The organism is Pseudomonas lalucatii (genome assembly GCF_018398425.1).
Classification (GTDB): domain Bacteria; phylum Pseudomonadota; class Gammaproteobacteria; order Pseudomonadales; family Pseudomonadaceae; genus Aquipseudomonas; species Aquipseudomonas lalucatii.
The window spans coordinates 1,536,345-1,563,112 of the sequence record NZ_JADPMV010000001.1 but is presented as its reverse complement, the minus strand read 5'-3'; the positions used below and the strand labels follow the sequence as shown (position 1 = coordinate 1,563,112).

Genomic DNA, 26,768 nt, shown 5'->3' with positions numbered 1-26,768 from the left:
ATGCCGGTCGTGACGGGTAACAACCGGCCAATAGCGGACGGTTTAGTTGTAGTGCTACGCAATAGCGTCAGTATATCAATACGCTCTGTTCTGGAATTAATACTCAGCAAACCCAAGCGTTTGGGAAAATTCCTGCCATCATCAGGGAAGCAGTTGTAGGGCTGATATATCGACAGCCTCAGACATTCTTGGCATCATGGCTCAGAGTGGTATCACTGATGCATAACTAAGCAAAAAAACAACTGGAAAGGATTCGGCGGTGAGTGAAGAAGAGGCGTATCCCGAAAGCGCAATTTCATCTTGGAGTGGTTTTGTATACCAGGGGAAAGTAGCTCTCTACCATTGTTTAAAGCTTATTGAGGGTGGCGAACAAGACTTTGAACTTCAGCTGGACAGCACGGACGACTTTGCAATCTATAAAGATGGTGAACTGAAAAGCTCTCACCAGGTTAAGGCGAAGGTTGGAAAATATCGCTCGGCTTACCAAGGGGCTCTTGAAAAATCAGCAGCAATATCTGGGGATAGAATTCAAGGAACTAAAAGATTTTTCCACATTTCAGTGGAAATCTCCGACACAAAGGACTATACGGCCCCCAACAAGGAAGTCGTCAAATTTTATGACTATAACGGAAAGAAGTACTGTGGCCTAGGTGAAATAGAGCCAATATCCAAGGAGCTTGTTAAAAGAATCTGCCAAAGTTGGAATGGTAGTGTCGTATCTAGTGAGAATAGCCTGAATCTGAATTACTGCTTGCTGTCCGAGAGAATCAGTTCGAAAGCAATCGAAATCCACAAGAAAAATCAGGTGGATGGATTATCTGAAGACGAGGCAGCTTATAAATACAGAATCAGCTCAATGGAGATTCTAGACGACTTGCTAAATAAGGATCCATACAAAGATATTGGGCACTACTCTTCGGAGTTGCGAAAGGATCTCTATGAACATCTGGAGGTAACGCTGGATGACCTGCTCCCATCGATGTCTGATGCTCAGTATGAAAGAGCGAGAAATCTGTTCGATCACCTACAAGAATTAAGCTCGAGCGAATTGCAGCGCCTCTGTCAAATGATCAAACCGTCAGAGAACTTCTCAAAGATCCAGCAAATGGATATTGAGCGTTACTCTGAGCTTATAAAGTCCTTCTGCGTCGATCCGATATTCAACGGTTTGCCGCACTACAGAGATCAGGAGAAAAAATTCTATCTTCCAACAGCGATTTCTCTAGTTAGTGAAAATGAAAGCAAAAGATGTACGGAGCATCTGAGGCGTCAGCTATCGGAAAACAGGAATTTAATCTCAATATTATTTGAATACAATAATTTAATTGCGGCTTACGCGCCTAGGTCATTCAAAGTTGACTCAAGAATAACTGAAGGAGATGAATTCGACCCGCAGAACACCAAAGACAATAGAGGTGATAGAATAACTAAGCTACTTAGCGTAAGCGTGCTTACGATAGCGGATGCGGAGAGCAAGTTAAATGCTTAGGGATATAATAAACTCTGCCTTGACTGAAAACGACTTCGAGCTGATCCATCAAAGTGACTTCACAAGTTACTACGTCTCCGAGCAGGGCGATGCTGTACGATTCTCTATCCTGCATCAGATGACCTCTTTGCCAACCCCAGAGGAATTGAACTCTGAGGTTACGCAAAATGCTCCTTCGTCTTTTATTGAACACCCAGCCTTCAAAAAGAACTGCGACCTAATCTGCATCTTTAAGCTTGAAACGTTATCAGGCTTTAAAGACATTGAAGACAGTATCTTCTCAATCGAGGAAGATCCATACCACTACAAGAAGTATGTTTTATATTACAGCGACTCAGAGGAGCAGCTTCTTAGCAACGCAAGCTACAAAGACATCATCGATACCATTTCCGACAAGAAACAGTTCGATGACTACAAAGACAAACCATTGGCTCCCTCAATGTACAGCATTGCAGCGAAGGTATTTATAAAGCTTCCTTTTCTGAAACTGCCCTTCAAGAAGCGCGAGTTAGTCCCTTTGAAGCAACAGGCATTGGAAGTCGTAAGTGAGTCAGGTCTAAATCATTACTATGATCTGATTCAGAAAAATAGCGATATTCAAAAAACAATCACGGATTTGATTAATCATGAATTGGAAAATATCCCGGATTGAAATTGCCAGTTTTAAAGCCTTTAGGAAGTTGAGTCTGGACGTGACGGGCGCCTCACTATTGACTTTAGACGGGCCTAACGGCTTCGGAAAAACCAGCATCTTTGATGCGCTTGAACTGCTGTTCACCGGGAAAATAGAGCGAGTAAAGCGTCTATTCACAAAACTAATGACAGCGCAGAAGATACATTATCAAGACAACCTATACTGGAATGTCCGCTCAACGGAATCCGATTTATATGTTAAGGTCGAGTTTTCAGACGGCACCAGAAGCCTCGTGCTTGCACGTCACGCGAAGGCTAAAGACCGCAAAACCACAACCAATAGAGCGGACAAGTTTGAGCCATTTCGGCTTTATAAACTTGACAGCTTCGAGTCTACTGAACTTATACCTGTCAGCGAGAGCTTAATTGCGCAGGAGTTTGGTAGTGGCTTTCAAGGAAACTATGCCTTCCTAAACTATTTAGAGCAAGGACAAAGTGAATATTTATTCTCCACTCGCATAGATCATAGAAAGAGTGCTCTTGAGGAGCTGATTAACACTACAGCGATAAATGCAGATATTGAAAAGTGCAAGGAGGCCGAGCGCGGACTGAACCAGAAAATCAAAGTTCATGAAGCTCAGGAAAAGGAGCTTGTTGATGCCAGTAATTTGCTCCGAGCTCTACTGGAATTTGGATTGGAAGGTGTAGAGCACAAACGAATTAGCACTAGCGACATTCAGCCCGGGTGGGACAAGGAACAGTTATTTACTACATATTCCAAGGAGGCACATGATAATTATATCGCGGATGTACGAAAGCTTTCTGAGTTAATCCCTCTTAAGCAAGCCATAAAGATTAGAGTCGATAATGAGAGAATTGAAACTTACATAGTTCGAAACAATGAACTTCTAAAGGCCATAGCCCAGCTTGGAAAAACTACCGGAGAGTTGAGTAATCTCGATAGCTTAAAAAAGGAACTCGACCTGTTAAGGTCTGCCCAGGGCGCGTTGCAAAAAGGGTCAATTGCTATAAGTTTTGCGGAAATAGCAATGCTGCCCTCTTGGGATCCTGATGAATTTAAAGAGCTTGAGGAGCAGATCAAGCATCGTGACAGGTTGGTTCAGACAACAGCCGCAGGCGCTACCATATCGGCCGAAATAGCTAGGCTAAAGAGAGAGCTTGTTGCCGAGCACCTTAAGCTAGTAGCTGATGATAAAGACTGTCCGCTTTGTGGTGCCGATTGGGGTTCTCATCAAGCGCTACTGCTTGCAATAGAAAAAAGAGCCGAGGCCATTGAGAGCTCACTGAGCGCAGATGGAAAAACGCTTCTAGAAGTTGCAATCCTTATTGGGCAAGCATTAGGCACTCTCTCCCAAAGAGTTGACGAGCGTATTGCAAAAATTCTAGAGGCCTACAATGCGGATCTACATAGACTTCTGATAGAACAAAAAGAAAAAATCCCCCGGATTCAAGAAATAATTATTCGCCTTGAAGCAAATAATTATACCTGCCCACATAATTACACTCTTGATCATCTGGATATAGAAGGTCGTCACTCCCAAATCCTTGCATCCATTCGAGCAACAAAGAAAGATGAAATAGAGGCGCTACCTGAGGACTGGCGAAGTATTATTAACTCAGCATTTAAGGCTGAGGATGATTTTTATTTGCTTGAAATGAGTAATCTCGATCTGAAATCCAAATACATCGCCCTGAAGGCGAACGAAGCCAAGAGTGCGGATCTGAGTAACCACACGGAAAAGCTAAAAAAGATACTCAAAGAGAAACAAGCTGCGACGGCTGCGAAGGAAAAACTAACACAGCTGAAGAATATCTTGATTGGTGTTGAAAAAGTCTACTCAGACCAGACAATTTCAGAAATTGAACTTATTTTTCACATCTACAGTGGAAGGCTTATACAAAACTACCAGCGCGGACTCGGACTATTTATAGAAAGTCGAGATGGGAAGCAGCTTAGATTCTCAACTGCCGAAAGTTCTGAGCATGACGCCATTCTGGCCATGAGCTCCGGACAGATCTCAGCGCTGAGTCTTGCGTTTTTCTTCTCGTTAAATAAAGTATACTCCCGTGTTCCAATTGTAATGATTGATGACCCTTCTCAATCTTTGGACGAAGTCAACATAGCTTCTCTTACTGATCTACTTCGCTGCGAACTCAAGGACCGTCAGCTGATCGTCTCCTCTCACGAGGAGGATATTTCATCTTACATGAGGTATCGATTTGCAAAAGCTGGACTAACGCCCTTGACGCTTAACATGCAAAGTCTGTCGAGAGAGGCAAGTTGATCTGCCGGCGAGTAACTGGGAAGCTACCTGAGTAGCTAGGTAGCTTCATTCGAAGCAACATCGGTAGGCTTCACTTTGATGTGAGTCGCCGTGGCAGGAAACTACATCCGAGTATTCTCGCGCTCTTATTTTAAAAGTTTCTGCGTTCTCGATTGGATTTTCCGGGAGCTCTCTAATTTTTCGCTTACAGTTCTCCAGAGAGCTCGTCAATAAAGTTTAACTAGTGCTATCCACTGAGTGAATAATCCACATACCCAACGCCTCTTCAGATTAGTGTGCGAGTAAATGAATTCTGACTTTGTATAAATCTGCGAGCGTCTGCAAATGGCCGTATCCAGTCCCTCAACATCTGCCACGCGAGCTACCAGCGGGCCTTCTCCCGATGCCGCTCCAGCCCCGGCGAATGCCCGTCCGGAGCGACTGAGGGGTCTTGCAGCGGGGGCCGTCACCCTCCGCTATGAATAGGGCGTCTCCGGCCTTTCCGGGGCAATCGAGCGCAGGCGTCTGGCCAGGCCGAGCTGGCGGGCGATGTCGACGAAGGGGGTGACGATCAGGCTGTAGAGGGTCAGGTAGCGGTGCGGGTCGCGGTCTTCGGTGCCGTAGGCCAGGGTTTCCGGCTGCGCGCCGGTGACGTAGAGCGTGCCGAACATCCAGTCCCACAGCGACAGGTTGGTGGCGAAGTTCTTGTGGAAGTGCCGGGGCGCGTCGCTGTGGTGGATCTGGTGCTGGGCCGGGCTGTTCAGCACATGCTCGATCACCGGGCCGAACGACAGCCAGACGTGGCTGTGGCGCAGGTTGGCCGCCAGCGCGTTGAAGATGAACATCAGGTAGGTCACGCCGAACAGGGTGTAGCTGCCGATCTTGCCGCCACAGGCGTACCAGAAGAGGCCAGCGTAGGCGCCGACGCAGACGCCCTTGGCCAGCTTGCCGACGATCTTCTCGACGAAGTGCACCCGGCTGGCGGTCGCCGGCACCAGCACCGGGGCCGAGTGGTGGACCTTGTGGAACGGCCACAGCCAGCGGGAATGGAAGGCGCGGTGGACCCAGTAGTGGGTGAAGTCCAGCACCAGGAACAGCCCCAGCCCGTACAGCAGCGACAGCCAAAGGTTCTCGCCCAGTTGCGGGCGCGCCCCCCACAGCTTGGTGAAGAAGGCGACGTAGTCGGCCGAGCGCAGGATATAGGGGTCTATCAGGCCGACGATGGGCAGCACCAGGGCGACCTTGAGGATGGCCCGCACGAAGTAGTAGCGGTAGTCGAGCAGCGCCGAGGGATGGAGGTGGACCCGGCTGCCGCCGATGAACTGCCAGAACGAGGGCGCCTGCGTCTCGCCGCGGCGCTTGCGCAGGCGGAACAGGCCGTAGGCGACACCGCAGGAGATCAACAGGAACAGCAGGCCGAAGCGGCCGTTCAGGTCGAAAATCCCGGAAAACTGCGCGGTGACCGGCTCGATCACCAGCGTGTTCAACAGGTCATGGGCAAGGGAGAGAACATCCACAACGGGCCGGCCTCGGGTAAAAGGCGGCTATTGTAAATAAGAATTCGAATTAACTGTATTGCGTATGCGCTTTGCGCCGCGGCTGGGGCTGCCGCTGTCGCGTACGGAGCCTGGCGGGTCGCTCGTCCGGGGCGCGCAAGCGTCGTTTCGCCCGTGTCTCAGAGCTGGCCGAACAGGTCGTGGGCATCCAGCAGCCGGTAGGCGATCTCCGGTCGGCGCTCCAGGCCGCGGCGAATGGCCGCCGGAATCGACTGGCGGGTCTTGCGGCACAGGCCGGGCAGCTCGTCGATCTGGATGGCGATGCCGCGCATGCTGCGTACCTCGTTGGGGCCCGGCGCGACGGCCACGCGGATGCCCAGCTGCTGGTACATGCGCTGTTGCAGGCGCTCGAGATCGTCCAGGCTCTCGATAGTCTCCAGGCGCTCGAGCAGGCGCTTCTCCTCCTGGCGGGTCAGCAGCAGGATGCGCGCATCGCCGCCGGGGGCGTCCAGCAGCCGTTCGCGCCCGCAATCGCAGGCGCCGGGCGGGCAGGGTTGGCGGATCTGGGGAGAAGGGCTCATGGGCTCCGATAATAGCCAGCCGAGGCCGTGGTTGCCCATAGGCTTCGGCGGGCCTTGCCATGGCGGGCCAGCCGCTCAGGCGAGGCTGGCGGCGGCCAGCTTGTCCTGGGTCTTCAGGTCGAAGTCCGAGGCGTCGTGGCGCTCATGCAGCTGTTCCGACGGCTCGCCCCAGGTGCGGTTGACCTTGCGACCGCGTTGGACGGCGGGGCGCTCGAGGATCTCCTCGGCCCAGCGCCGCAGGTGCTTGTAGCTTTCGACCTGCAGGAACTCGCCCGCGCCATAGGCCAGGCCCAGCGCCAGGTTGCCGTACCAGGGCCAGGTGGCGATGTCGGCGATGGAGTATTCGTCGCCACCCAGATAGCGGTGCTCGGCCAGCTCGCGGTCGAGCACGTCCATCTGGCGCTTCACTTCCATGGCGAAGCGGTTGATCGGGTATTCGAATTTCTCCGGCGCGTAGGTGTAGAAATGCCCGAAACCGCCGCCCAGATAGGGCGCCGAGCCCTGCAGCCAGAACAGCCAGTTCATCACCTCGGTGCGCGCCGCGGCGTCCTTGGGCAGGAAGTGCCCGAACTTTTCCGCGAGATACAGGAGGATCGCGCCGCTCTCGAAGACCCGGCTGCCGCTTGCGCTGTCGAGCAGTGCCGGGATCTTCGAGTTCGGATTGATCTCGACGAAGCCTGTCGAGAACTGCTGGCCCTCGCCGATGCGGATCAGGTGCGCGTCGTATTCCGCTCCGGTCTCGCCCAGCGCCAGCAACTCCTCCAGCATGATGGTGACCTTCTGGCCATTGGGCGTGCCCAGCGAGTAGAGCTGCAGCGGGTGCTTGCCGCGCGGCAGGCTGGCCTCGTGCGTGGGACCGGCGATGGGGCGGTTGATCCTAGCCCATTCCCCGCCATTCTCGGCGTCCCAGGTCCAGACTTTCGGCGGGACGTAGCTGTGCGTGTCAGACATGCTTCGGCGTTCTCCATTGATTGTTGAGGGCGCGCTCAATCCGCCATCTCGGCCAACTGTGCCAGGATGCGCCTGTAGTTCTCGACCCCCTGGGCACCGGTCACCAGGTGGCGGCGGTTGAAGATCATCGCCGGCACGCCGCGAATGCCCTGGCTCAGCCAGGCGTGCTCGGCGGCGCGCACGTCCGCGGCAAAGCGTTGATCCGCCAGCACCGCCAGGGCGTCGCCCCGCTCCAGCCCGACTTCCGCGGCCACGTCCGCCAGCACGGCGGGGTCCGACAGGTTGCGCCGCTGGGTGAAGTGGGCGGCAAACAGCGCCTGCTCCAGGTCGTGCATGCGCCCGTGCCGGTCGGCCCAATGCAGGAGCTGATGCGCGTTGAAGGTGTTGTGCATGCGCATGTCGTCGGCAAAGCGGAACTCGAAGCCGAGGTCCGCGCCGATCTCGCTCATCCTGCTCCGGCTGTCCGCCGATTGCGCCTTCGTGGTGCCGTACTTCTCGGCCACATGCTCGCGCAGGTTCTGGCCTGCGGCCGGCATGTCGGGATTGAGCTCGAACGGATGCCAGTGGATCTCATGGGCGCTGCCGCTCGCCTCCAGGGCCTGGGCGAGCTGGCGATAGCCGATGATGCACCAGGGGCAGACCACGTCGGAGACGATGTCGATCCGCAGTGTTTGGCTTGGGCTGGGCATGGCGGCCTCCTTGGAGTGGGTGGGGTGAGCGTCCCCGCACCCGGATGGTGCCACTTTTCGGCCTGGCGGTGAGCGCTTTGCGCCCATCTGCCGAGCGCGGCATGCAACCGTGGGCAGGCTGCCTGGGCGCCGGCCGCCGCCGATTCGCAGAGGCGCCTCGATGCGTTGCGCCATGCCGTGGGCTCCTCGGTTGTGCCGGGCGGTCGAGGGGGCGCGATGGCCGTCGTCAGGACTGCTTCTTGCTCCAGGCGAACCGCTCGAACGGCTCGTCCACAGGCGTCCGGGCGATGTGGTTGGTGTAGTTGCCCATGATTTTCCGGCTCAGGCCCAGGATGACTTCCAGCACGTTCTTGACCGTCTGCCACACCACGGTCTTCTCATCGGCGCTGAAACTGCTGCTCACGAACAGGCCGTGCAGCACTTGATAGCCCTCGAGCAGACCGGGGGCTTCGGCCATCACCCCATGCCGGCCCGAAATCATGCCGAAGGCCTGCTGCGACTGTTTCAGCAGGGGGCTGGCTGCTTCGGCGGCGCTGTTCTGGTCGTGCAGGGTAAAGCCGCTTATTGGATGCATCTTGCCCAGGCGCTGCAGGCCTATGCCGGCAGTGGCGCAGACAGCTTGCGCCAGGCAGTCGAGGCGTCGACGGGCGTGGTGGGCGGGCCGAAGCGCTACCTGCAGGCATGCGCCGGGCCCTGCGCCGGCGCCGCGCGCGTCCGCCAAAGCCGCGGGCGCCCGGGTGGCGAGCCGCGTAGCGTCTTCCCCGCAGCGCTCCGCCGGGTCGTCTGGCTTACTGGAACAGTGCCGCGTTGGCGGCCAGGACTTCGTCGGCACACTGCGCGTCCAGGTGACCGCCCGGGGCGCCGGCCACGCCGATCGCACCGATGACGCTGTCGCCGGCCTTGACCGGGACGCCGCCGCCCAGCAGCAGGAAGCCCGGAATATCGCTCAGGTTGGCGGCCCCCGGGTTCTTCTGCGCGGTCTCCATGACGGCCAGGGTCGGCGCCTTGGTGGAGGCGCTGGTGAAGGCCTTGGCGCGGCTGGCTTCAATGGTGTGGGGGCCGGCGTTGTCGGCGCGGGCGAAGGCTTTCAGCAGGCCGGCACGGTCGACCACCGCCGCGCTGACGTTGTAGCCCTTGGCCTGGCAGGCGGCGACGGTGGCGGCCGCCAGCTGCTGCGCGTCGGCGGTTGCGAGGTTGCTTTCCTTCAGCACGGCGGCATTGGCGGCGCCGGCGACGGTCAGGGTGCAGAGCAGTGCGGCAAGCGAATAACGAGACATGGCGACGTCCTTGGGTGAGTCGACTTGAGGAGTGGCCAGTGTGGCCGGGGCGCGTCGGCCGCGGTATACGCCCGATTACCCGACGCGCTCCGTAGTGCTACGGAGGCGGCGCGTCGAGCAGGGTGGCGTACTGGCGGATGAGTTGCGCCAGCGAGTCGGCTTCGAGCTTGGCGAAGACGTTGGCCCGGTAGGTTTCCACGGTGCGCGGCGACAGAGCGAAGGCGCGGGCGATTTCCTTGTTGCTCATGCCCTGGACGATGCGCGCCAGCACCTCACGCTCGCGCCCGGACAGGCGTGCCAGGCGTTCGGCGGCGGCCTGCGTCAGCGCCTGGCGTTCGCGGCTGGCGACATGGCTGCGCACGGCGGCCTGCACGGCGTCCAGGAAGACGTCGTCGTCCACCGGCTTCTGCAGGAACTCCATGGCGCCGCCCTTGAAGGCGCGGCGACACAGGTCGACGTTGGCGTGGCCGGTCAGCATCACCACCGGCAGATCGGCCATCTCCGCCAGCCTCGCCAGCACCTCCAGGCCGCCGATGCCCGGCATGCGGATGTCCAGCACCACGCAACCTATCGACTGCGGCGACAGCGCGGCGAGGAAGGCCTGGGGGTCGCCATGCCCCTCGCTGCGCAGCCCGACGCTGCGCAGCAACAGCGCCAGGCCAGCGCGCACGGCGTCGTCGTCGTCGACCAGGTATACGAGGGGGGAATGTGCGGGAAGGCTCATGCATCGGCTCCGGCGAGGGGCAGGCGCAGCGCGACGCAGGCGCCCAGGGGGTCGAGGTTGCGGGCGCTGATGCGCCCGTCCATGGCGCCGGCCAGCGTTTCGCACAGCGCCAGGCCCAGGCCCATGCCGTGCGCCCGCGTGGTGTAGAACGGCTCGAACAGGCGCGGCAGGACCTCGTCGGGGATGCCGGGGCCGTTATCGCTGACGCTGAACTGGTATTCGGTGCCTTCGACGCCGCCGCTCAGGACGATGTGGCGGGCGCCCGGCGCGTCCGCCAGGGCGTCGGCGGCATTCTGCACCAGGTTGTGCAGGATCTGCTCGAGCGCCACCCGGTCACCCAGCGGGCGGGCACCGGGGCTGGTGTTGCGCCACGTCAGGCGGATGCCGCGGCGGGCCAGCTCGTCCTGGCGCAGGAACAGCAGGGAAGCGGCCAGCGTATCGGGGTCCACCGCCGCCGGCGACGAGGGCGAGCTGGGCGTCACCAGCTCGCGCATGCGCCTGATGATGTCGGCCGCGCGGCGCGCCTGGCCGGCGCTGGCGAGCAGCGCCTGACGCACCGCGGGGCGCTCTTCCTCGTCATCCAGCAGGCGCTCGGCGGCACGCACCTGCGCGAGGATGGCGGTCAGCGGCTGGTTCAGTTCGTGGGCGACGCCCGGCGGCAGCAGGCCACTGGCGGCCGCCCAGGCCAGCCACGCCGCCCAGGGCCAGTCGGCGGGCGTCAGGGTGCGCCAGCTGTGCAGGGGAAAGGGCTGGCTGGCCGCGCCCAGCGGCTTGCGCAGGTCGATGTGCCAGCCCGCTGGGCGGGCGGCGGCCTGGCGCGCCAGCAGCGTGAGCGGGCCGGCTCCCACGTCCAGGGTCAGCATGGCCAGGGAGGCGGGGAAGTCGGCTGCGGCTATGAGTTGCCGTGCGTCCAGCAGCAGGCTCCAGCTCGACGGGGCCACCAGCCAATAGCGCGACGCGTCCAGCGGCAGGGTGACCGGGCGCCCCGCCTGGCGGGCGTGCTCGACCGCCGCCGCCAGGTTCGACGGCGGCGTGCGGCTGCCTGCCCAGACCCCGTCGCGCAGGTGACCCAGCCCCAGCAATTGCGGCATGGCGGGCTGCAGGCTGGGGAGCAGGCGCTCGGCCACGGGCGGATGCGACAGCGCGCCCAGGGTGGCCAGCACCGCTTCGTGTTGCACGGTCTTCTGGCTGAGCATGCGCTGGGCGATGCTGGTGTCCTGGGCGAAACGTTCGTAGCGGGCGGCGTAGTCCTGCCAGCCGATCCAGGCCGCGCCGGGGCAGAACAGGACCAGCCAGAGCAGGGAAGTGCGGATCTTGGTCAGGGGCTTCACGGCGGACATCATGCCTTGCCGCCTCGGGCGCCGGCCATCCGTAGGGCTACGGAGGCACGCCATGGGCGGCCGCGCTGAGCTGGGGTGTCGATAGCGGGCCTCCGTTCGGCCTGGACTCCGGGAATCGGCACGGCGCCGCCCGTCTCGCCTGGCGAGCATGCCCGTGCCGTGGAGCGGCCATTGTTGCATGGCCGCGGTGGGCATGGACGCCCTCGGGCCGGGTCGCCGTGTCCGGGTCGCGTCGGGACCGGCCGCGGATGCCTGCCCGGGTTCACAGCACGTAGCGCCACACCGCGACGAAGTGCAGCAGGCTGCCGGCCATCACGAACAGGTGCCAGATGCCGTGCCAGTGGCGAAAGCGCTCATCGAAGGCGAAGAAGACGATGCCCAGGGTGTAGCAGATACCGCCGGCGGCCAGCCAGGCGAAGCCGGCGCTGCCGAGGGTGGCCAGCAGCGGCTGCACCGCCACCAGGACGATCCAGCCCATCAGCGCATAGATGACGATGGACAGCACCCGGGCCTCGGAGCGCGGCTTGAGCTCCTGCAACATGCCGCCCAGCGCCAGGCCCCAGACCACGCCAAACAGCGACCAGCCCCAGGGACCGCGCAGGCTCACCAGGCAGAACGGCGTGTAGCTGCCGGCGATCAGCAGGTAGATCGACAGGTGATCGAGCTTGCGCATCACCGCCTTGGTCCGCCCGCGCAGGCTGTGGTAGAGGGTGGAGATGCTGTACAGCAGCACCAGGCTGAAGCCGTAGATGGCCACGGCCACGATCTTCCAGGGGTCGCCCTCGAGGCCGGCGCGCACCAGCAGCCAGACCGCGCCCAGGCCGGCGAGCAGGGCGCCGACCAGGTGGGTCCAGGCGTTGAGGCGTTCTCCGTGATACATCGCTTCCTACCTTCAGCCGCTTATGGCATCCCTGGCTTATGGCCCAAAGGATCGCCGCCTGCAACCGCTGCTCGGCACGGTGCTCGGTTGCAGCCGCAGGTCTGCTGCTGCATGAGTCGGCGGCGATTGCCAATCGGCTTCGTCGGGATCAGCTTGTTCTGCCCCCCCCCCCGAATTGCTGGCTTAGGCTAGCGTTGCCGTAGCGTGGCAACGGGGTGACGCCGATGCGAGCGGTTTCGTGTGCTCGGATACTTGGAAATGCCAGCCGGATAGTTATCGAGTCGGGGGGGCAATACATCGGGCTGAGCTGCAGGCGTGAGCAAGTGGCCGTTACTTGCTTTGTATGCGAACACCAACATTTGGTTTGCTGTGAATTCTTGAGGCGCCATTTGTGCAGGCGATGGGTTAGTATTGCGTATTGCGTATTGCGTATTGCGTGATGTGGATTTAATTGTTAGTTGCACGAGGTGGGTGATAACCATATGACAAGGAAATTGCCCTCATTGAATTCATTGCGCGCATTCGAGTCGGTGGCGCGTAACCAGAGTTTCAGGCGCGCAGCGGATGAATTATGCGTGACCCATTCGGCTGTCAGCCATCAGGTCAAATTGCTGGAGGATGATCTGGGGGTGCTGCTGTTCCATCGGGCCGGCAGAAGCATTGCCCTGACCAAGGATGGCTTCTACCTTTATCCGGTGGTGCGTGACAGCTTCCACAACATTGGCGAGGCAGTGAGCCATATCAAGGCCAGTCATGAATCGAAAACCCTGACGATTCAAACCTATGTGACCTTTGGCACCACCTGGTTGATGCCTCGGCTGAATGAGTTCCAAAGCAAGCACCCGGATATCCGGGTAAGAATTTCCATCTCCTTTGTGAATGTCGACTTCGATAAGGATGATGCCGATATCGGCATTATCATGGGCGAGCAAGCTTGGTCGCACTGGTCTTATGAATATCTGTTTGATACGGATATATTTCCGGTGTGTTCGCCAAAGTTGTTGGAAACACACACGTTGGCGACGCCCGCCGATTTAAAACAGCATAACTTGATCAATATCGAACTGGCCGCCGAAGACTGGCGTTTATGGCTAGAGGCGGCAGGCCTGGATCCGGAACTCTGCAGCCAGGGGGCGGTGGTCGACAATTATCTGCAGGCGCTTGGCCGGGTCTATAAGGGCGATGGGCTGGTGATGGCGAGAGAGGCATTTGCTCATCAGGATCTTGAGGACGGGCGCCTGGTCAGGCCGTTTGCGCTGAGTATCGACGAGCCGGGCAGCTGGTTTATGGTCTACCCGAAGGAGCGCAGCATCAAAAATGAAATCATCCTGTTCAAGGAGTGGTTGCTGGAGCAGGTCCGTCAGGACCCCCATGTGAAGATCCGCTGAGTCGGCAACCGCGGTCGATGCGATTGAGTTCATCGGGGGGCAACCAACGCTGCCGCAGGGCTTTGGGCGCAGTGCCGAATATGGCGCTTCCCTCGAGTTTTTGGCTGTTGCCGGTCAGGGTTCGAATGGGCTTCTCTCAATTTCTGTGCTGGAGTTGTTACCAGGGTGGCGGGCGCAGCCGACGTCGACCATTACACCTTGGGGTGATATCGGGTGCGCGTCGTGCGGGTCTAGCGTTCGATGGCCAGTGCAACGCCTTGACCGCCACCTATGCACAGGGTGACCAGGCCTTTGTGGGCGTCACGGCGAGCCATTTCATGGATCAGGCTGACCAGAATACGGCAACCGGACGCACCGATCGGGTGACCAAGGGCAATGGCGCCGCCATTGACGTTGACCCTGGCGCTGTCCCAGTGCAGTTCGCGGCCGACCGCGAGGGCTTGGGCGGCGAAGGCTTCATTGGCTTCGATCAAGTCGAGTTGCTCCAGGCTCCAGTTGGCTTTTTCCAGGGCGCGGCAGGTGGCGAACACCGGGCCAATGCCCATGGTCGCCGGATCTACGCCGGCACTGGCGTGGGCCCTGATCCGCGCCAGCGCCGGTAGGTTCAGCTCGGCGGCCTTGCGTGCGCTCATCAGCATAACGGCGGCAGCGCCGTCGTTGAGGGTTGAGGCATTGCCGGCGGTGACGCTGCCGTCACGCTTGAACGCTGGGGGGAGTTTGCTCAACGTTTCCAGGGTACTGCTGGCGCGCGGTTGTTCATCGGCGGCGACGATGAGGCTGTTGCCCTTGCGCTGGGGGATCTCGATCGGAGTGATTTCACCGGCAAAGCGGCCCGCTTCGATAGCGGCGCAGGCGCGCTGCTGCGAGCGAGCGGCGAAGGCATCCTGTTCGACGCGGCTGATGCCGTACTGCTCGGCCAGGTTTTCGGCGGTGATGCCCATGTGGTAATCGTTGAAGGCGTCCCACAGGCCATCGTGGATCATGCTGTCGAGCAACTGGCCGTGGCCCATACGCAGACCATTGCGTGAACCACGCAAGACGTGGGGCGACTGGCTCATGTTTTCCTGACCACCGGCGATGATCACCTCGGCGTCGTTACAGCGGATCGCTTGAGTGGCCATGATCACCGCCTTGAGCCCGGAACCGCAGACCTTGTTCAGGGTCAGCGCCGGTACGCTGTGCGGCAGGCCAGCCTTGAGTGTGCTCTGTCGGGCGGGATTCTGCCCGGCACCGGCAGTGAGCACCTGGCCGAGTATCACTTCGTCCACCAGCTCGGCAGGCAGACCGGTGTTTGCTAGCAGGCGGCGGATTACCGCAGCTCCTAAATCGACGGCTGAAACGCTGCTCAACGCACCCTGGAAGGCACCAATGGCGGTGCGGGTGGCGGCGACTATGACGACTTCTTGCATGCTCTTCCTCGTGGTGCCAGGGCACCCAGTGGCTCGAATAAAAAAACGCGACGGCCTCAATGGACGCCGCGAAACGCTCAACCGTTGCTCGCAGTTACCGCCACGCTGACGGTGTTATGCCAGGATCGGCTTTTGCGGGGCGATGAGGGATTTCACCAGGGCGATCGTCATCAGCAGCATGATGAACGAGAAGGGCAAGGTGCCGATGATCATGGCTGCCTTGAGCGCCCCCAGGCCTCCGGCCAGCAGCAGCACGGCGATGATGGCGGTGAGGAAAACGCCCCAGATAATGGTGTGGTTATTGTTGGATCTTTCCGTGGCGCCACCGGTGTTGATGCTGTTGATCACCAGGATCGCCGAATCCGCTGAGGTCACCAGGAAGGTCAGCAGCAGTACCACCACCAGCGCCGACATGGCTTTCGCGGCATCCGCCGAGAGCATCACGTTCAGCACCTGAAATATCTGCGCGGAAATGTCCGCATTCAGAATCTGCCCGTTTGCGATATCGCTCAGCTCCAGGTCGAGGGCGGTGCCACCGACGAAGGTGAACCAGATAAAGCAGACCAGGGACGGGATCAGCACCGAGCCGAGGATGAACTCGCGGATGGTCCGACCCTTGGAGATCTTCGCGAAGAACATGCCCACGAACGGCGCGTAGGCGATCCACCAGGCCCAGTAGAAGATCGTCCAACCGGCTTGCCAGTCGCCGAGTGCGGTGCCTTTCTCTTCGACATTGAAGGCCAGTGGGATAAAGGTGATCAGGTAATCGACCACGCCGTTGCCGAGTAGCTGGAGGGCGACCAGGGTGGAGCCGAACACCAGGAAGAACACCAACAGGACGAACGACAGGCTCATGTTGATATTGCTCAGCCACTTGACCCCGCGGCCGACGCCGCTGATGGCCGACACAGTGGACAACAGCATGACCACCACCAGCGAGAACGCCAGCGCCAGACCTGTGGGTTTACCGGCATTGACTATCCATTCGGCGCCGCTGATGTTGTACAGGCCGGATGCGAGCTGGGTGATGCCGAAGCCGATGGTCACGGCGATGCCGAGGAGGGTGGCGAGTACCGCGGTGATATCGACCAGATGTCCGAGGTGCCCATTCAGGGTCTTGCCGAACAGCGGGAACAGGCCCGAGCGGATGGTCAGCGGCAGGCCCCGGTTATAGCCGAAGTAGGCCAGGGACAGGCCAATCAGCGAGTACACGGTCCAGGCCGAGAACCCCCAGTGCAGGAAGGAGTAGCGATACACCGAGTCGAGGGTTTCCGGCATTTTCGCCTGTACCAGGCCCTTGATGATCTCTGGGTTGTCGGCGAAGTGGTAAATCGGCTCGCCGGTGGCGTAGGTCAGCATCCCGACACCGATACCGGCACCGAACATCATGGCGAACCAGGAAAAACTGGAGAACTCGGCTTTGGCGTCCGCGCCACCCAGGCGGATGCTGCCAATGCGCGGCGGGATGGTCAGCAGGAAGCAGACCACGGCGAACAGCGCCATCACGTAGATGTAATAGCTGCCAAAGGTATCTAGGACCTGCCCCTGGATGTTGGCCAGCACGGCACCGGCTTGTTCGGGCTGCAGCGCGGCCCAGAGCACGAAGGCGGTAATCAACAGCATCGAGCCAAGGGTGACGGTGTGGTTATAACCTTTGAAGAAGCCATTCTCAGCCGTGGCAATGGCTAATCTTTCTGGTAAGACTTGCGTGTTCATGTAGCTAACCTCTCTGCATTCGCATGCGATTGTTTTTATTGTGCGTAGTGCCCAGTGCTGGTTATGCGTCCTGCCTTGTTGGTGCGCCGGCGTAGGCCGGTGACCGAGATTTGAAATGGCACGGCAGCCATGCCTCATGGCTGCCGTGTAGCCTGCTTTTGTGCTGCTCGACAGGTGCAGGGTGGCAGGCTGTCGAGCGTTTGGTGCGCTTGATTCGACGCTTTATAGCGCCGCTTCGCAGGCTTGCCGGCTGTGCTTGAGCTGCGGCCCCGGAGCCGTTTCGCGGGCGATGATCAGCGCGTCTACGGCGATGCAGCCATTGGCACCGACGATCAACGGGTTGATATCGATTTCGGCGACTACATCGGCCAGGGCCGCGGCCAGGCGGGAGAACTGCGCCAGGGTTCTGGACAGTTGCTCGAGGTCTGCCGCCGGCTGACCGCGTACGCCATCGAGCAGCGGACGGGTTTTCAGGCTGTCGAGCATGCGCAGCGCTTCCGACTGGTCGAAGGGCGCAAGCGAGAAGCAGCGGTCCTCGAGAATCTCGATATAGATGCCGCCGCTGCCGACCATCACCATAGGGCCGAACTGCGGGTCGTTGACCATGCCGAAGGCCAGCTCGATGCCAGTCGCCACCATGGGCTCGATGGTGACCCGCGGGCCCAGTCGCTCGCGCAACTGGTTGTAGGCCTGCTGTACATAGGTGGCGCCGGTCAGGTTGAGTTTGACCCCACCGACATCGGATTTATGGTGGATGCCCGGCTCGGCGGTCTTTAGCACCACCGGGTAACCCATGGTTTCGGCGGCGGCCAGGGCGGCGGCCAGGCTGTCGACTTCCCTGGGGGTCGCCACCGGGATGCCAAAGTCGGCGAGCAGGTTGAGGCTCTCGGTTTCGCTGAGCTGGACGCCGTTGGCGATGCGCGATCGCCATTTGCCCAGCAGGCTGACGTCGTTCGCCGGACTGTCTTCGAGCACCGTGCGGTATTGGACCATATCGCGCTGTTTGAGCAGGTTGCGCACCACCTTCACGGCGTTTTCCACGCCATTGACCAGCGGCACGTTGGCGTCCATCAGGTCGTTGGCGATGCCGGCGTTCATCGCGCTGGAGAAGGTGTTGATGACGAAAAACGGCTTGTCGCAGTAGCTCGCTACTTCCTTGGCGATCTCGATGAACTCCGGCATATAGATGTAATTGTCGCGGGCCTCGAACTCGAACACGCCTATGGCCACGGCCGGGTCGCTCATGATGTAGCGCACGCAATCGCGGAACACCTGCGCGTAGTCGGCGGTGAAGGAACCGGCGGCATCCAGTGGGTTCACCGGCTCCAGGCCATGGGGCAGCCTCTCGCGCAGCTTGTCGACGGTCGCCTGATTGATCCGGGCGAAGGGCACGCCATAGTTCTCCGCGGTATCCACGAACAGCTCGCGCAGCCCGCCGGAGTCGGACACATAACCCAGCTCGCCCTGCCCCAGGGCATGCCCCTGGGACAACACCAGGGCGGTGGTCATCAGGTCGTCCAGGGTCTCGGTGCAGATCACCCCGTACTTCTTGAACAGCGCCTCATAAGCGGTATTGTTGCCGGCGATGGCGCCGGAATGGGTGGCCGCCAGCTGGGCACTGACTTCGGTGCGACCGACCTTGGTGACCACCACCGGTATGCCCTTGGCCTTGGCTTTTTCCAGCACGGCGACGAAGCCCTGCGGGTTGCGGATGGCCTCCATAAATACGGCCAGCACGCGAGTCGTTGGCTGCTCCAGGGCGAAGTCCATGTACTGGTCGAGGCTGGTGGAGATTTCCTGACCGGCGGACACCACAAGGTTGAAACGAAAGCGCGGGTCGTTGCCGGTAGGCAGCACGAAGATCGAGCCGGAGTGGGCGATCAACGCGATGTGCCCCGGCTGGCGTGAGCTGGGCGACTGGAAGCTGACATGGGTGTTGCTGTCGAAGTTGTAGTAGCCCATGCAGTTGCCACCGCAGATCGGCATGCCGGCTTGCTTGGCCTTGGCCTTCAGGCGGTCGAGCAACAGATCCGACTTCTCACCTTCGATCATGCAGTAGTCGAAGATGGTGACCCCACCCACCTTCAGGTGAATGGCTTCGTCCAGCAACTCTTCCATGCGATGCCCGGCGACACTCAATACCGCCATCTCGATGCTGGCGGGAATGGCACTCAGACTGGGGAAACAGGCAATGCCATCTATTTCCTGATAGTTTGGGTTTACCAAGAATATCTGGCCGCGGTAACCACCCTTACGAAGCACTTGGAACATGTCGTTTCCGACACTTCCAGGGCGCGGTGAAACACCGACAAGTGCAATACTTCTGGGTTTTAGCAGAGGATCGAGAAAGTGTGTATGGCTATTGTTGTTGCTGTTCATCTGCTAACACCCTTTATATACAGGTTTACGTTTTTCCGTGAATGCTCGCGAGCCTTCCAGATAATCATCTGAATGCAGCATCTTTTCGTAGGCCGGCAAGCTGCTGTTGCCTTGCCAGGCGCGGCGTGTGCAGGCAAAGGCGGCCTCGACATTCAAAGCGTGGGTCTGTGCCAATACTTCTTTCATGGCCTGCTGGGCCAGAGGTGCGCCTTCGGCTATGTGTTGGGCCAGTGCGAGGCTGCGCTCGCGTAACTCGGCGGCCGGTACCACCTGGCATACCAGCCCCCAGCGCTGTGCCTCATCGGCGCCCATGGCGCGGCCAGTGAGCATCAACTCGGCGGCCAGGTTGTAGGGCAGGCGCTTGGCCAGGCGTTGCAGGCCGCCGGCGTCGGGCAGGAAGCCCAGGCGGGTTTCCGGGAGCATGAACTGTGCATGCTCGGCGGCGATGATCAGGTCGGCGGCCAGGAGCATTTCAAAGCCACCACCGATGGCCTTGCCGTTGACCGCGGCGATCACCGGCTTGCTCAGCCCCCAGAACTCGCTGAGGCCGCCCAGGCCACCTGGGCCCAGATCGTAGTCGCCACTGGCGAGCAGGTCGTCGCCGTTCGCGGCGTACTCTTTGAGGTCCCAGCCGGCGGAAAATAGCCGCTCACCAGCGGCGGTGAGAACAGCAACCCTTAATCGAGGGTTTTCCTGAAAGTCTTTAAAGGCCTCATACAGGTCGGTACTTGTTCTTAGATCAATGGCATTCACCGGTGGCCGGTTAAGGATTATTTCCAGAACTTTGTCATGTTGAATGCGGGTGACTGAAGTGCTCATCGGTATATCCCAAGTAAGCCGCTAGTTGATCGGGGGAACTAGGCTGGAACTTTTTGCTGTTGCGCTAGGCCCGGGTCAAATGCTGCGCGCTTAGGCTGGATCCGTAAATTGATATAAATATGATTACTGGTCTAATCAGCTAACCAATAACGCCAGGTTCTGGTTGGGCAGTGGTGGAGGGATGACGCGTATGGTTGGGCTGCTGCGGTAAGCGAGGCACTGAGGCCGAACGCGCGCTGAGCACTGATGGAGGGTGTGCGAGGGCAGGCGGTCGCGGCGGGTTAGGGCTGTGACCCGATGCGGTGCGAGTCGCGGCCAGCAGGCGGCGGTGTGCCAGTCTGGCGGATCAATGCCGCCTGCCACTGGCCGGCGGTGAAGGCGTCGGCCTCCTGCAGCAGCGCGATCCTGCCGGCGGTCAGGCTGGCCACCGGCACGCCGTCGCGGTAGAGGAGGCGGTTGCCGGCCAGGGCCGGCACCTTGTCGCCGGGCAGCAGGGTGCCGAGCAGGTTGAGCGGATCGCAGGCCGACAGGCTCAGCAGGGCGCCGTCGGCCGGGCGCTTGCGCACCTCGCGCAGCAGGGCCACGGCCTCCGGCAGGGCGAACTGCTCGCCGACCACGCCACTGACGAAGCGCCCGCCGCGGATCTCGCCGCGCGCCTCCAGGCGCTGGTAGATGCGCAGCAACTCGCGCCAGGCCGGCAGCCAGTCGGCCTCGCGCTCGAGCAGGCGCCAGCAGACCACGCCGTAGCGGCGCAGCAGGGTCCGCGCCACATGCTCCAGGGCCTCGGCGTCGATCTTTGCGCCGGCCGCCTCGGCGCTCCGCTCTCGAAGAAGCGCCCAGCGCCCGGCATCCTGCATATTGGCCAGGGCGCGACGGGCGCGGCGTTGCTGCTGGCTGCGCTTGGCCGCCGGCAGCAGCAGCGAGCGCAGGCCGGCGAAGCTGTCGGCGTGGGCCAGGCCGAGGCTGACCAGTTCGCCGAGGGCGTCCTCCAGTTCGCTGCGCAGCAGGTGCGCCTCGTCCTGCAGCTCGTCGAAGAACAGCGCGCCCTGGCCGGCCAGCACCTGGCGCAGGCGTTCGGCGCGGGGCGACGGCTCGGCCGCCGGCAGATCGCCGAGGCAGGCACGCCACAGGCCGAGGCTCTTGCGCGGCAGCAGGACGATCGGCGTGCTGCGCAGCGGGCCGCCGGCGGCGCGGCTGCGGCCGGCCAGGCGACACCAGAGCCAGCGGCCGGAACGGCACAGCTCGTCCAGCCAGTTGATCCCGTAGTCGACCACCCGGCTCGGCAGTATCTCGCTCTCCCAGGCGCCGGCCGCCGCCTGGAAGCCTTCCAGCTGGCCGAGTACCCCGGCCAGGGCCTCGGCGCCGCGCACCCGGCTGTCCGCGGCCACGCGCTGCCAGTCGAACAGGAAGCGCATGAAGTCGGCGCGCGACACCGGCTCGATCTCCCGGCGCAGGCGCCCCAGGGTGTAGCGGTGGATACGCGCCAGCAGGTGGCGTTCGCACCATTCCTCCTCCCGGCCACCTGGGGAGAAACGCCCGCGCAGCACATAGCCCTCGCGTTCCAGGGCGAGCAGGGCCTGATTCACCCCCGACTCCGTTTGCCGCAGATCGGCGGCCAGGCGCGACAACGCCAGCGGGCCGAAGCCGCCGAGGCGCCCACGGACCAGCTCGACCAGGGCTTCCTCGGCCGTCCAGGCATCGTCGAACCCCAGGGGCGCCTGGATCGCCGGCTGGAAAGTGCCCTGCGGGTGCAGCGCCTGCCATTGGCCCAGGCGCTCGGCCGCCAGCCACAGGGCCGGTGCGCCGTCGAGCAGCAGGCAGCAGGCCCGTTTGCCCTTGGCCAGCTGCGCCAGCCAGGCCGGCCAGCCGGCGTTGCCGCGGGCCTCGGCCTCGGTCACGGCGCCCAGGCTCAGCAGCGCCTCGTGCATCTCGTCGGCCTCGCGCACCTCGGGCCAGGCTTCCTCGCGCACCGCGGCTATGGCCCCGGCATCCAGGGCGCCGAGCTCGTCGGCGGATTCCGGCTCGCGCCAACGGCGGCTGTGTACCGCCTGGGTACGCCGCTCCTCCAGCGGCGCGTCGTCGAGGAAGGCATAGGGCCGGGCACTGAGTATCTCCGCCGCCAGGGCCGAGGGCGCCGGCAGGTCGCGGGCGACCAGCTCGATTTCGCCGCGCTCCATGCGCCGCAGCAGGGCCAGCCAGGCCTCGCAGTCCATGGCCTCGTGCAGGCAGTCGTCGAGGGTCTGGGCCACCAGCGGGTGGTCGGGAACCTCGCGCTCGCCGACTATGTTCTCCAGGCAGGCCAGCTGGTCGGGGAACACCGTGGCCAGCAGGTCCTCGCTGCGCATGCGCTGCAACTGCGGCGCCACCTTGCGCCCGCCGGCGAAGCGCGGCAGGGCCAGGGCGACGGCGGCGTTCCAGCGCCAGCGCACGGCGAACAGCGGTGCGTCCAGCACAGCCTGGATCAGCAGGTGCTCGGCGCTGTGGCTGTGCAGGTAGCGCCACACCTCGTCCAGCGGGAAGCTGTGGCTGGTGGCCAGGGAGAGGATCAGCGCGTCCTCGGTGGCGGCGGCCTGCAGCTCGAAGTTGAAGCTGCGGCAGAAGCGCTTGCGCAGGGCCAGGCCCCAGGCGCGGTTGAGGCGACTGCCGAACGGCGAGTGGATGATCAGCTGCATGCCGCCGGACTCGTCGAAGAAGCGCTCCATGACCAGGCGCTTCTGGGTCGGCAGGGCGCCCAGGGCGGCATGGGCGCGGGCCAGGTAGTCGACGATCTGCTGCGCCGCCGATTCGCCGAGGCCGAGCTCGTCGGTGAGCCAGGCGCTGGCGGCTGCCTCGCCATGGCTTAGCTGCTGTTCGATCGCCTCGCGCAGCCGCGCCACCGACGCCGACAGCTCGTCGCTGCGCCCCGGCGCCTCGCCCAGCCAGAACGGGATGCTCGGCGGCAGGCCGCGGGCGTCCTCGACCCGCACCTTGCCCGGCTCGACGCGCAGGATGCGGTAGGACTGGTTGCCCAGCTGGAAGATGTCGCCGGCCATGCTCTCGATGGCGAAGTCCTCGTTGAGGCTGCCGACCGTCAGGCCCTGGGGTTCCAGCAGCACCGCGTAGTCGCCGCTGTCGGGGATGGTGCCGCCGCTGGTGAGGGCGGTCAGGCGGGCGGCGCGGCGACCGCGCAGGCGGCGGTTGACCGCGTCGCGATGGAGATAGGCGGCGCGCACGCCGCGGCGGCCGCTGTAGCCCTCGGCGAGCACCTTCAGCAGGGCGTCGAAGGTCTTGCGGGGCAGGTCGACGTAGGGCGCGGCGCGGGTCAGCAGTTGGTAGAGGTCGTCCTCGCGCCACTCGCGGCAGGCCACCTCGGCGACGACCTGCTGGGCCAGCACGTCCAGCGGCGCGCGGGGGATGACCAGGGCGTCCAGCTCGCCGCGGCGCACGCAGTCGAGCAGCGCCGCGCATTCGACCAGTTCGTCGCGCGATTGCGGGAACAGCCGGCCCTTGGGCGTGCCGCCGACGCTGTGGCCGGAGCGGCCGACCCGCTGCAGCAGGGCGGCGATGCTGCGCGGCGAGCCGAGCTGGCAGACCAGCTCCACCTCGCCGATGTCGATGCCCAGCTCCAGCGAGGCGGTGGCCACCAGCACCTTGAGTTCGCCGCGCTTGAGCCGCTGCTCGGCGTCCAGGCGCGCCTCCTTGGCCAGGCTGCCGTGGTGGGCGGCGACCGCGGCGTCGCCGAGGCGCTCGGCCAGGTGGCGACAGGCGCGCTCGGCCAGGCGCCGGGTGTTGACGAATACCAGGGTGGTGCGCTGTTGCCGCGCCAGCTCGGCCAGGCGGTCGTAGACGCTGTCCCAGACCTCGTTGCTCATCACCGCCTCGAGGGGCACCGGCGGCAGCTCCAGGGCCAGGTCGCGGGCGCGCTGGTAGCCGATGTCGACGATCACGCAGTCGCCGGGCCCTGCGGGTAGCCTCTCGGCTTCGGCAAACAGGGGCGGCTCGCAGTGCTCGGCCTGCTCATCCGGTGGCGGCAGCGGCGCCTGGCTGCCGAGCAGCAGGCGCGCCACCGCCTCCAGCGGCTTCTGCGTGGCGGACAGGCCGATGCGCTGCAGCGGCCGCCGGCACAGGGCCTCCAGGCGCTCGACGCTGAGCATCAGGTGGCTGCCGCGCTTGCTGCCGGCGATGGCGTGGATCTCGTCGACGATCAGGCTGCGGCAGCCGGCCAGCATGGCCCGCCCGGACTCGGAGCCGAGCAGCACGTAGAGCGACTCCGGGGTGGTCACCAGGATATGCGGCGGCCGCTTGCGCATGGCCTCGCGCTCGCCGGGGCTGGTGTCGCCGGTGCGCACCGCCGTGCGGATCTCCACATCGGCCAGGCCCTGACGCCTGAGTTCGGCGCGGATGCCGGCCAAGGGCTGCTCCAGGTTCAGGCGGATGTCGTTGGACAGCGCCTTGAGCGGCGACACATAGACCACGCAGCAGCGGTCTTCCAGGCTGCCGGCGGCGGCCAGGCCCTGGCGCACCAGCAGGTCGATGGCGGCGAGGAAGGCGGTGAGGGTCTTGCCCGAGCCGGTGGGCGCGGCCACCAGGGTCGAGCGCCCGGCGCCGAGCGCCGGCCAGGCGCCGGCCTGGGCCGCGGTGGGCGCGGCGAACTGGCTGCGGAACCAGGCGGCGACGGCCGGATGGAAGGCCTCCAGCACGGCGTCGGGTTGCGCTGAAAGAGGGGGCTGGCTCATGGCGTCCATAATGCTCGCGCCGCCCGGCCAGCTCAACGGTCGGGCGCCGGACAGCCTACGGGGCGGGCCGGCGGCTATTGCGGCCGCTGCCCCTGGTCGGCATCGAACAGCGTCTCCAGCTCCGCGCGTGCCTCGCGGGCCGTCTGCAGCACGGCGGCCTTGTCGTTGTAGACGCGGTGCTGGGCCTCCAGCACCTGTTCGTCGTGGTGCTGGAAGCGTTCGATCCTGCGCGCCGCCTGCTCGGCGTCGAGGCCCAGGCCGATCAGGATCTGCCGACTCATTTCCAGGCTCGAGTGGAAGGTCTCGCGCACCGGTTGCGCGCCGGCATCCAGCAGGCGATGGACATGCTGGCGGTTGCGCGCGCGGGCGATGATCTTCATCTGCGGATAGAGGCGGCGCACCAGTTCGGTGAGCTGCAGGCAGACGTCCGGGTCGTCGGTGGCGACGATGAAGAACTCGGCCTGGTCGGCCTTGGCCGCGCGCAGGATTTCCGGGCGCAGCGGGTCGCCGTAGAAGATCGGCATGTTGTCCAGGCTGCGCGACAGCTCGATGGTGTCGACCTCGATATCCAGCGCCACGAAGGGCAGCCGCTGGGCGCGCAGGAAGCGCGCGACGACCTGGCCCATGCGGCCCATGCCGGCGATCACCACCCGCGGCGCGTCGCTGTCGATCTCCCGGTAGTGCGGCGGCACCTCGCGGGCTACCGGCTTGGCCCTGAGCAGCCGTGCCAACAGCAGCATCAGCAAGGGGGTGACGGCCATCGACAGGGTGATGGCCAGCACCAGCTCGCTGTGCAGGCGCGGCTCGAACAGCCCCTGGTCGCGGGCCATCTGGAACACCACGAAGGCGAACTCGCCGCCGGCGGCCAGGACGATGCCCAGGTTCAGCGCGCTGCGTGCGCCGAGGCCGCCGGCCAGGCGGCCGACCGCGAACAGCAGCGGCAGCTTGATCAGGATCAGCAGGGCGGCGAGGGCCAGCACCCGCATCGGCTCGTCCAGCAGCAGGCCGACGTCCGCGGTCATGCCGACGCTGATGAAGAACAGGCCGAGCAGCAGCCCCTTGAACGGCTCGATCTGCGATTCCAGCTCGTGACGGTATTCCGAGTCGGCCAGCAGCAGCCCGGCGAGGAAGGCGCCCAGGGCCATGGAGATGCCCGCCAGCTCCATCAGCCAGGCGGTGCCGATCACTACCAGCAGCGCGGTGGCGGTGGAGACTTCCTTCAGGCCGGTCTTGGCGACGATGCGAAACACCGGGCGCAGCAGGTAGCGCCCACCTATGACCACCAGGCCGATGCTGCCCAGCACCTTGAGCAACTGCCCCAGCCCGCCGCCGTCGCTCGCCGCTTCGGCGGCGCCGAGCAGCGGCACCAGGGCGATCAGCGGAATGGCGGCGATGTCCTGGAACAGCAGGATGGCGAAGGCCAGGCGGCCGTGGGGGCTGGTCAGCTCCTTGCGCTCGGCGAGGATCTGCAGGCCGAAGGCGGTGGACGACAGCGCCAGGCCCAGGCCCAGCACCAGCGCGCCGTTGAGCGGCTGGTCGAAGCCGAGCATGGCCACCGCGCCGATCACCAGGGCGGTCAGCAGCACCTGGGCCAGGCCCACGCCGAACACGGCCTGGCGCATCACCCAGAGACGCCGTGGCGACAGCTCCAGGCCGATGATGAACAGCAGCAGCACCACGCCCAGTTCGGAGATGTGGCTGACCCCCGCCGGGTCGTCCACCAGGCGCAGGACCGCCGGGCCGATCAGCACGCCGGCCAGCAGGTAGCCGAGCACGGCGCCCAGTTGCAGGCGCTTGGCCAGGGGCACCACCAGCACCGCCGCCAGCAGGAACACCACGGCGGTCTGCAGCAGGCTGCCTTCATGGGGCATGGATCACTCCTTGTCGGGGGCGGGGGAGCGGGTTCTCCCGGCGCACAATGGGCAGGCGCACGCGTAGTCCTCAGGCCGCCAGCGGCCCGGTTTCGGGGGGCAGGCACTGCGTCGCGGCGAGACGGT

At 62.8% G+C, this 26,768-nt stretch carries 19 protein-coding genes; 4 read left to right on the top strand and 15 right to left on the bottom strand.

Going from position 1 to position 26,768, the window contains the following annotated elements; genetic code table 11:
- Window positions 1-259 precede the first annotated feature (259 nt).
- From I0D00_RS07080 to I0D00_RS07070, 3 genes are read left to right on the top strand one after another with little or no spacing between them, the layout of a single operon-like run.
- A complete protein-coding gene (locus tag I0D00_RS07080) occupies window positions 260-1,489 on the top strand; it encodes an ABC-three component system protein (protein ID WP_213639032.1) in 1,230 nt (409 codons plus the stop codon).
- A gap of 19 nt (window positions 1,490-1,508) precedes the next feature.
- Window positions 1,509-2,141 (top strand): ABC-three component system middle component 1, encoded by a 633-nt coding sequence (locus I0D00_RS07075; protein ID WP_246533189.1) that lies wholly within the window; start codon window positions 1,509-1,511, stop codon window positions 2,139-2,141.
- Window positions 2,116-4,428 carry an AAA family ATPase gene (locus I0D00_RS07070; protein ID WP_213639030.1) on the top strand — a complete coding sequence of 771 codons (2,313 nt, stop codon included), beginning with the start codon at window positions 2,116-2,118 and terminating at the stop codon, window positions 4,426-4,428. The genes I0D00_RS07075 and I0D00_RS07070 overlap by 26 nt, the downstream gene beginning before the upstream one ends.
- Window positions 4,429-4,883: 455 nt before the next feature.
- Here I0D00_RS07070 and I0D00_RS07065 read toward each other — a convergent pair whose 3' ends face one another.
- The 9 genes from I0D00_RS07065 to trhA form a co-directional block, all read right to left on the bottom strand.
- Complete coding sequence (locus I0D00_RS07065; RefSeq protein WP_213639029.1) at window positions 4,884-5,924, bottom strand: sterol desaturase family protein; 1,041 nt, start codon at window positions 5,922-5,924, stop codon at window positions 4,884-4,886.
- A gap of 158 nt (window positions 5,925-6,082) precedes the next feature.
- Window positions 6,083-6,484, bottom strand: coding sequence for a hypothetical protein (locus I0D00_RS07060; RefSeq protein ID WP_213639028.1), 402 nt, complete (start codon window positions 6,482-6,484; stop codon window positions 6,083-6,085).
- 75 nt (window positions 6,485-6,559) lie between these two features.
- The gene (gene yghU, locus I0D00_RS07055; RefSeq protein ID WP_213639027.1) at window positions 6,560-7,435 is read right to left on the bottom strand and encodes a glutathione-dependent disulfide-bond oxidoreductase; all 876 of its coding nucleotides are present in this window, start codon (window positions 7,433-7,435) and stop codon (window positions 6,560-6,562) included.
- Window positions 7,436-7,470: 35 nt separating this feature from the next.
- The gene (locus I0D00_RS07050; protein WP_213639026.1) at window positions 7,471-8,124 is read right to left on the bottom strand and encodes a DsbA family oxidoreductase; all 654 of its coding nucleotides are present in this window, start codon (window positions 8,122-8,124) and stop codon (window positions 7,471-7,473) included.
- A 226-nt stretch (window positions 8,125-8,350) separates the two neighbouring features.
- Entirely contained in the window at window positions 8,351-8,845 is a 495-nt protein-coding gene (locus I0D00_RS07045) for a hypothetical protein (protein WP_338050397.1), read from the bottom strand.
- Between the two features lie 67 nt (window positions 8,846-8,912).
- The gene (locus tag I0D00_RS07040; protein ID WP_213639025.1) at window positions 8,913-9,401 is read right to left on the bottom strand and encodes a GlcG/HbpS family heme-binding protein; all 489 of its coding nucleotides are present in this window, start codon (window positions 9,399-9,401) and stop codon (window positions 8,913-8,915) included.
- 97 nt (window positions 9,402-9,498) lie between these two features.
- Complete coding sequence (locus tag I0D00_RS07035) at window positions 9,499-10,125, bottom strand: response regulator transcription factor (RefSeq protein ID WP_213639024.1); 627 nt, start codon at window positions 10,123-10,125, stop codon at window positions 9,499-9,501.
- The gene (locus I0D00_RS07030; RefSeq protein ID WP_246533188.1) at window positions 10,122-11,468 is read right to left on the bottom strand and encodes a sensor histidine kinase; all 1,347 of its coding nucleotides are present in this window, start codon (window positions 11,466-11,468) and stop codon (window positions 10,122-10,124) included. Before I0D00_RS07030 ends, I0D00_RS07035 begins: the two co-directional genes overlap by 4 nt.
- Before the next feature lie 259 nt (window positions 11,469-11,727).
- Window positions 11,728-12,345, bottom strand: coding sequence for a PAQR family membrane homeostasis protein TrhA (trhA, locus tag I0D00_RS07025; protein ID WP_213639023.1), 618 nt, complete (start codon window positions 12,343-12,345; stop codon window positions 11,728-11,730).
- A 482-nt stretch (window positions 12,346-12,827) separates the two neighbouring features.
- Between trhA and gcvA the strand changes: the two genes are divergently transcribed.
- Window positions 12,828-13,733 carry a transcriptional regulator GcvA gene (gene gcvA, locus I0D00_RS07020; RefSeq protein ID WP_274611219.1) on the top strand — a complete coding sequence of 302 codons (906 nt, stop codon included), beginning with the start codon at window positions 12,828-12,830 and terminating at the stop codon, window positions 13,731-13,733.
- 230 nt (window positions 13,734-13,963) lie between these two features.
- On the opposite strand, the gene I0D00_RS07015 is transcribed toward gcvA, so the two are convergent.
- The 6 genes from I0D00_RS07015 to I0D00_RS06990 form a co-directional block, all read right to left on the bottom strand.
- Window positions 13,964-15,142 carry an acetyl-CoA C-acetyltransferase gene (locus I0D00_RS07015; RefSeq protein ID WP_213639021.1) on the bottom strand — a complete coding sequence of 393 codons (1,179 nt, stop codon included), beginning with the start codon at window positions 15,140-15,142 and terminating at the stop codon, window positions 13,964-13,966.
- Window positions 15,143-15,256: 114 nt separating this feature from the next.
- Entirely contained in the window at window positions 15,257-16,858 is a 1,602-nt protein-coding gene (locus I0D00_RS07010) for a BCCT family transporter (protein ID WP_213639020.1), read from the bottom strand.
- Window positions 16,859-17,080: 222 nt separating this feature from the next.
- Entirely contained in the window at window positions 17,081-19,237 is a 2,157-nt protein-coding gene (locus I0D00_RS07005) for an acetate--CoA ligase family protein (protein ID WP_213639019.1), read from the bottom strand.
- A gap of 3 nt (window positions 19,238-19,240) precedes the next feature.
- Window positions 19,241-20,056, bottom strand: a complete 816-nt coding sequence (locus I0D00_RS07000; RefSeq protein ID WP_213639018.1) for an enoyl-CoA hydratase-related protein — start codon at window positions 20,054-20,056, stop codon at window positions 19,241-19,243.
- 281 nt (window positions 20,057-20,337) lie between these two features.
- Window positions 20,338-24,771, bottom strand: coding sequence for a DEAD/DEAH box helicase (locus I0D00_RS06995; RefSeq protein ID WP_213639017.1), 4,434 nt, complete (start codon window positions 24,769-24,771; stop codon window positions 20,338-20,340).
- Between the two features lie 74 nt (window positions 24,772-24,845).
- Window positions 24,846-26,642: a monovalent cation:proton antiporter-2 (CPA2) family protein gene (locus I0D00_RS06990; RefSeq protein ID WP_213639016.1), complete on the bottom strand. Its 1,797-nt coding sequence runs from the start codon at window positions 26,640-26,642 to the stop codon at window positions 24,846-24,848.
- Between the last annotated feature and the right edge of the window lie 126 nt (window positions 26,643-26,768).

Excerpts from the sequence above, each read along its gene's own strand:
- I0D00_RS07070 (WP_213639030.1), top strand. The coding sequence starts at position 2,116 with ATGAATTGGAAAATATCCCGGATTGAAATTGCCAGTTTTAAAGCCTTT.
- I0D00_RS07060 (WP_213639028.1), bottom strand. The coding sequence starts at position 6,484 with ATGAGCCCTTCTCCCCAGATCCGCCAACCCTGCCCGCCCGGCGCCTGC.
- yghU (WP_213639027.1), bottom strand. The coding sequence starts at position 7,435 with ATGTCTGACACGCACAGCTACGTCCCGCCGAAAGTCTGGACCTGGGAC.
- I0D00_RS07050 (WP_213639026.1), bottom strand. The coding sequence starts at position 8,124 with ATGCCCAGCCCAAGCCAAACACTGCGGATCGACATCGTCTCCGACGTG.
- I0D00_RS07040 (WP_213639025.1), bottom strand. The coding sequence starts at position 9,401 with ATGTCTCGTTATTCGCTTGCCGCACTGCTCTGCACCCTGACCGTCGCC.
- I0D00_RS07035 (WP_213639024.1), bottom strand. The coding sequence starts at position 10,125 with ATGAGCCTTCCCGCACATTCCCCCCTCGTATACCTGGTCGACGACGAC.
- I0D00_RS07030 (WP_246533188.1), bottom strand. The coding sequence starts at position 11,468 with ATGATGTCCGCCGTGAAGCCCCTGACCAAGATCCGCACTTCCCTGCTC.
- trhA (WP_213639023.1), bottom strand. The coding sequence starts at position 12,345 with ATGTATCACGGAGAACGCCTCAACGCCTGGACCCACCTGGTCGGCGCC.
- gcvA (WP_274611219.1), top strand. The coding sequence starts at position 12,828 with ATGACAAGGAAATTGCCCTCATTGAATTCATTGCGCGCATTCGAGTCG.
- I0D00_RS07015 (WP_213639021.1), bottom strand. The coding sequence starts at position 15,142 with ATGCAAGAAGTCGTCATAGTCGCCGCCACCCGCACCGCCATTGGTGCC.
- I0D00_RS07010 (WP_213639020.1), bottom strand. The coding sequence starts at position 16,858 with ATGAACACGCAAGTCTTACCAGAAAGATTAGCCATTGCCACGGCTGAG.
- I0D00_RS07005 (WP_213639019.1), bottom strand. The coding sequence starts at position 19,237 with ATGAACAGCAACAACAATAGCCATACACACTTTCTCGATCCTCTGCTA.
- I0D00_RS07000 (WP_213639018.1), bottom strand. The coding sequence starts at position 20,056 with ATGAGCACTTCAGTCACCCGCATTCAACATGACAAAGTTCTGGAAATA.
- I0D00_RS06995 (WP_213639017.1), bottom strand. The coding sequence starts at position 24,771 with ATGAGCCAGCCCCCTCTTTCAGCGCAACCCGACGCCGTGCTGGAGGCC.
- I0D00_RS06990 (WP_213639016.1), bottom strand. The coding sequence starts at position 26,642 with ATGCCCCATGAAGGCAGCCTGCTGCAGACCGCCGTGGTGTTCCTGCTG.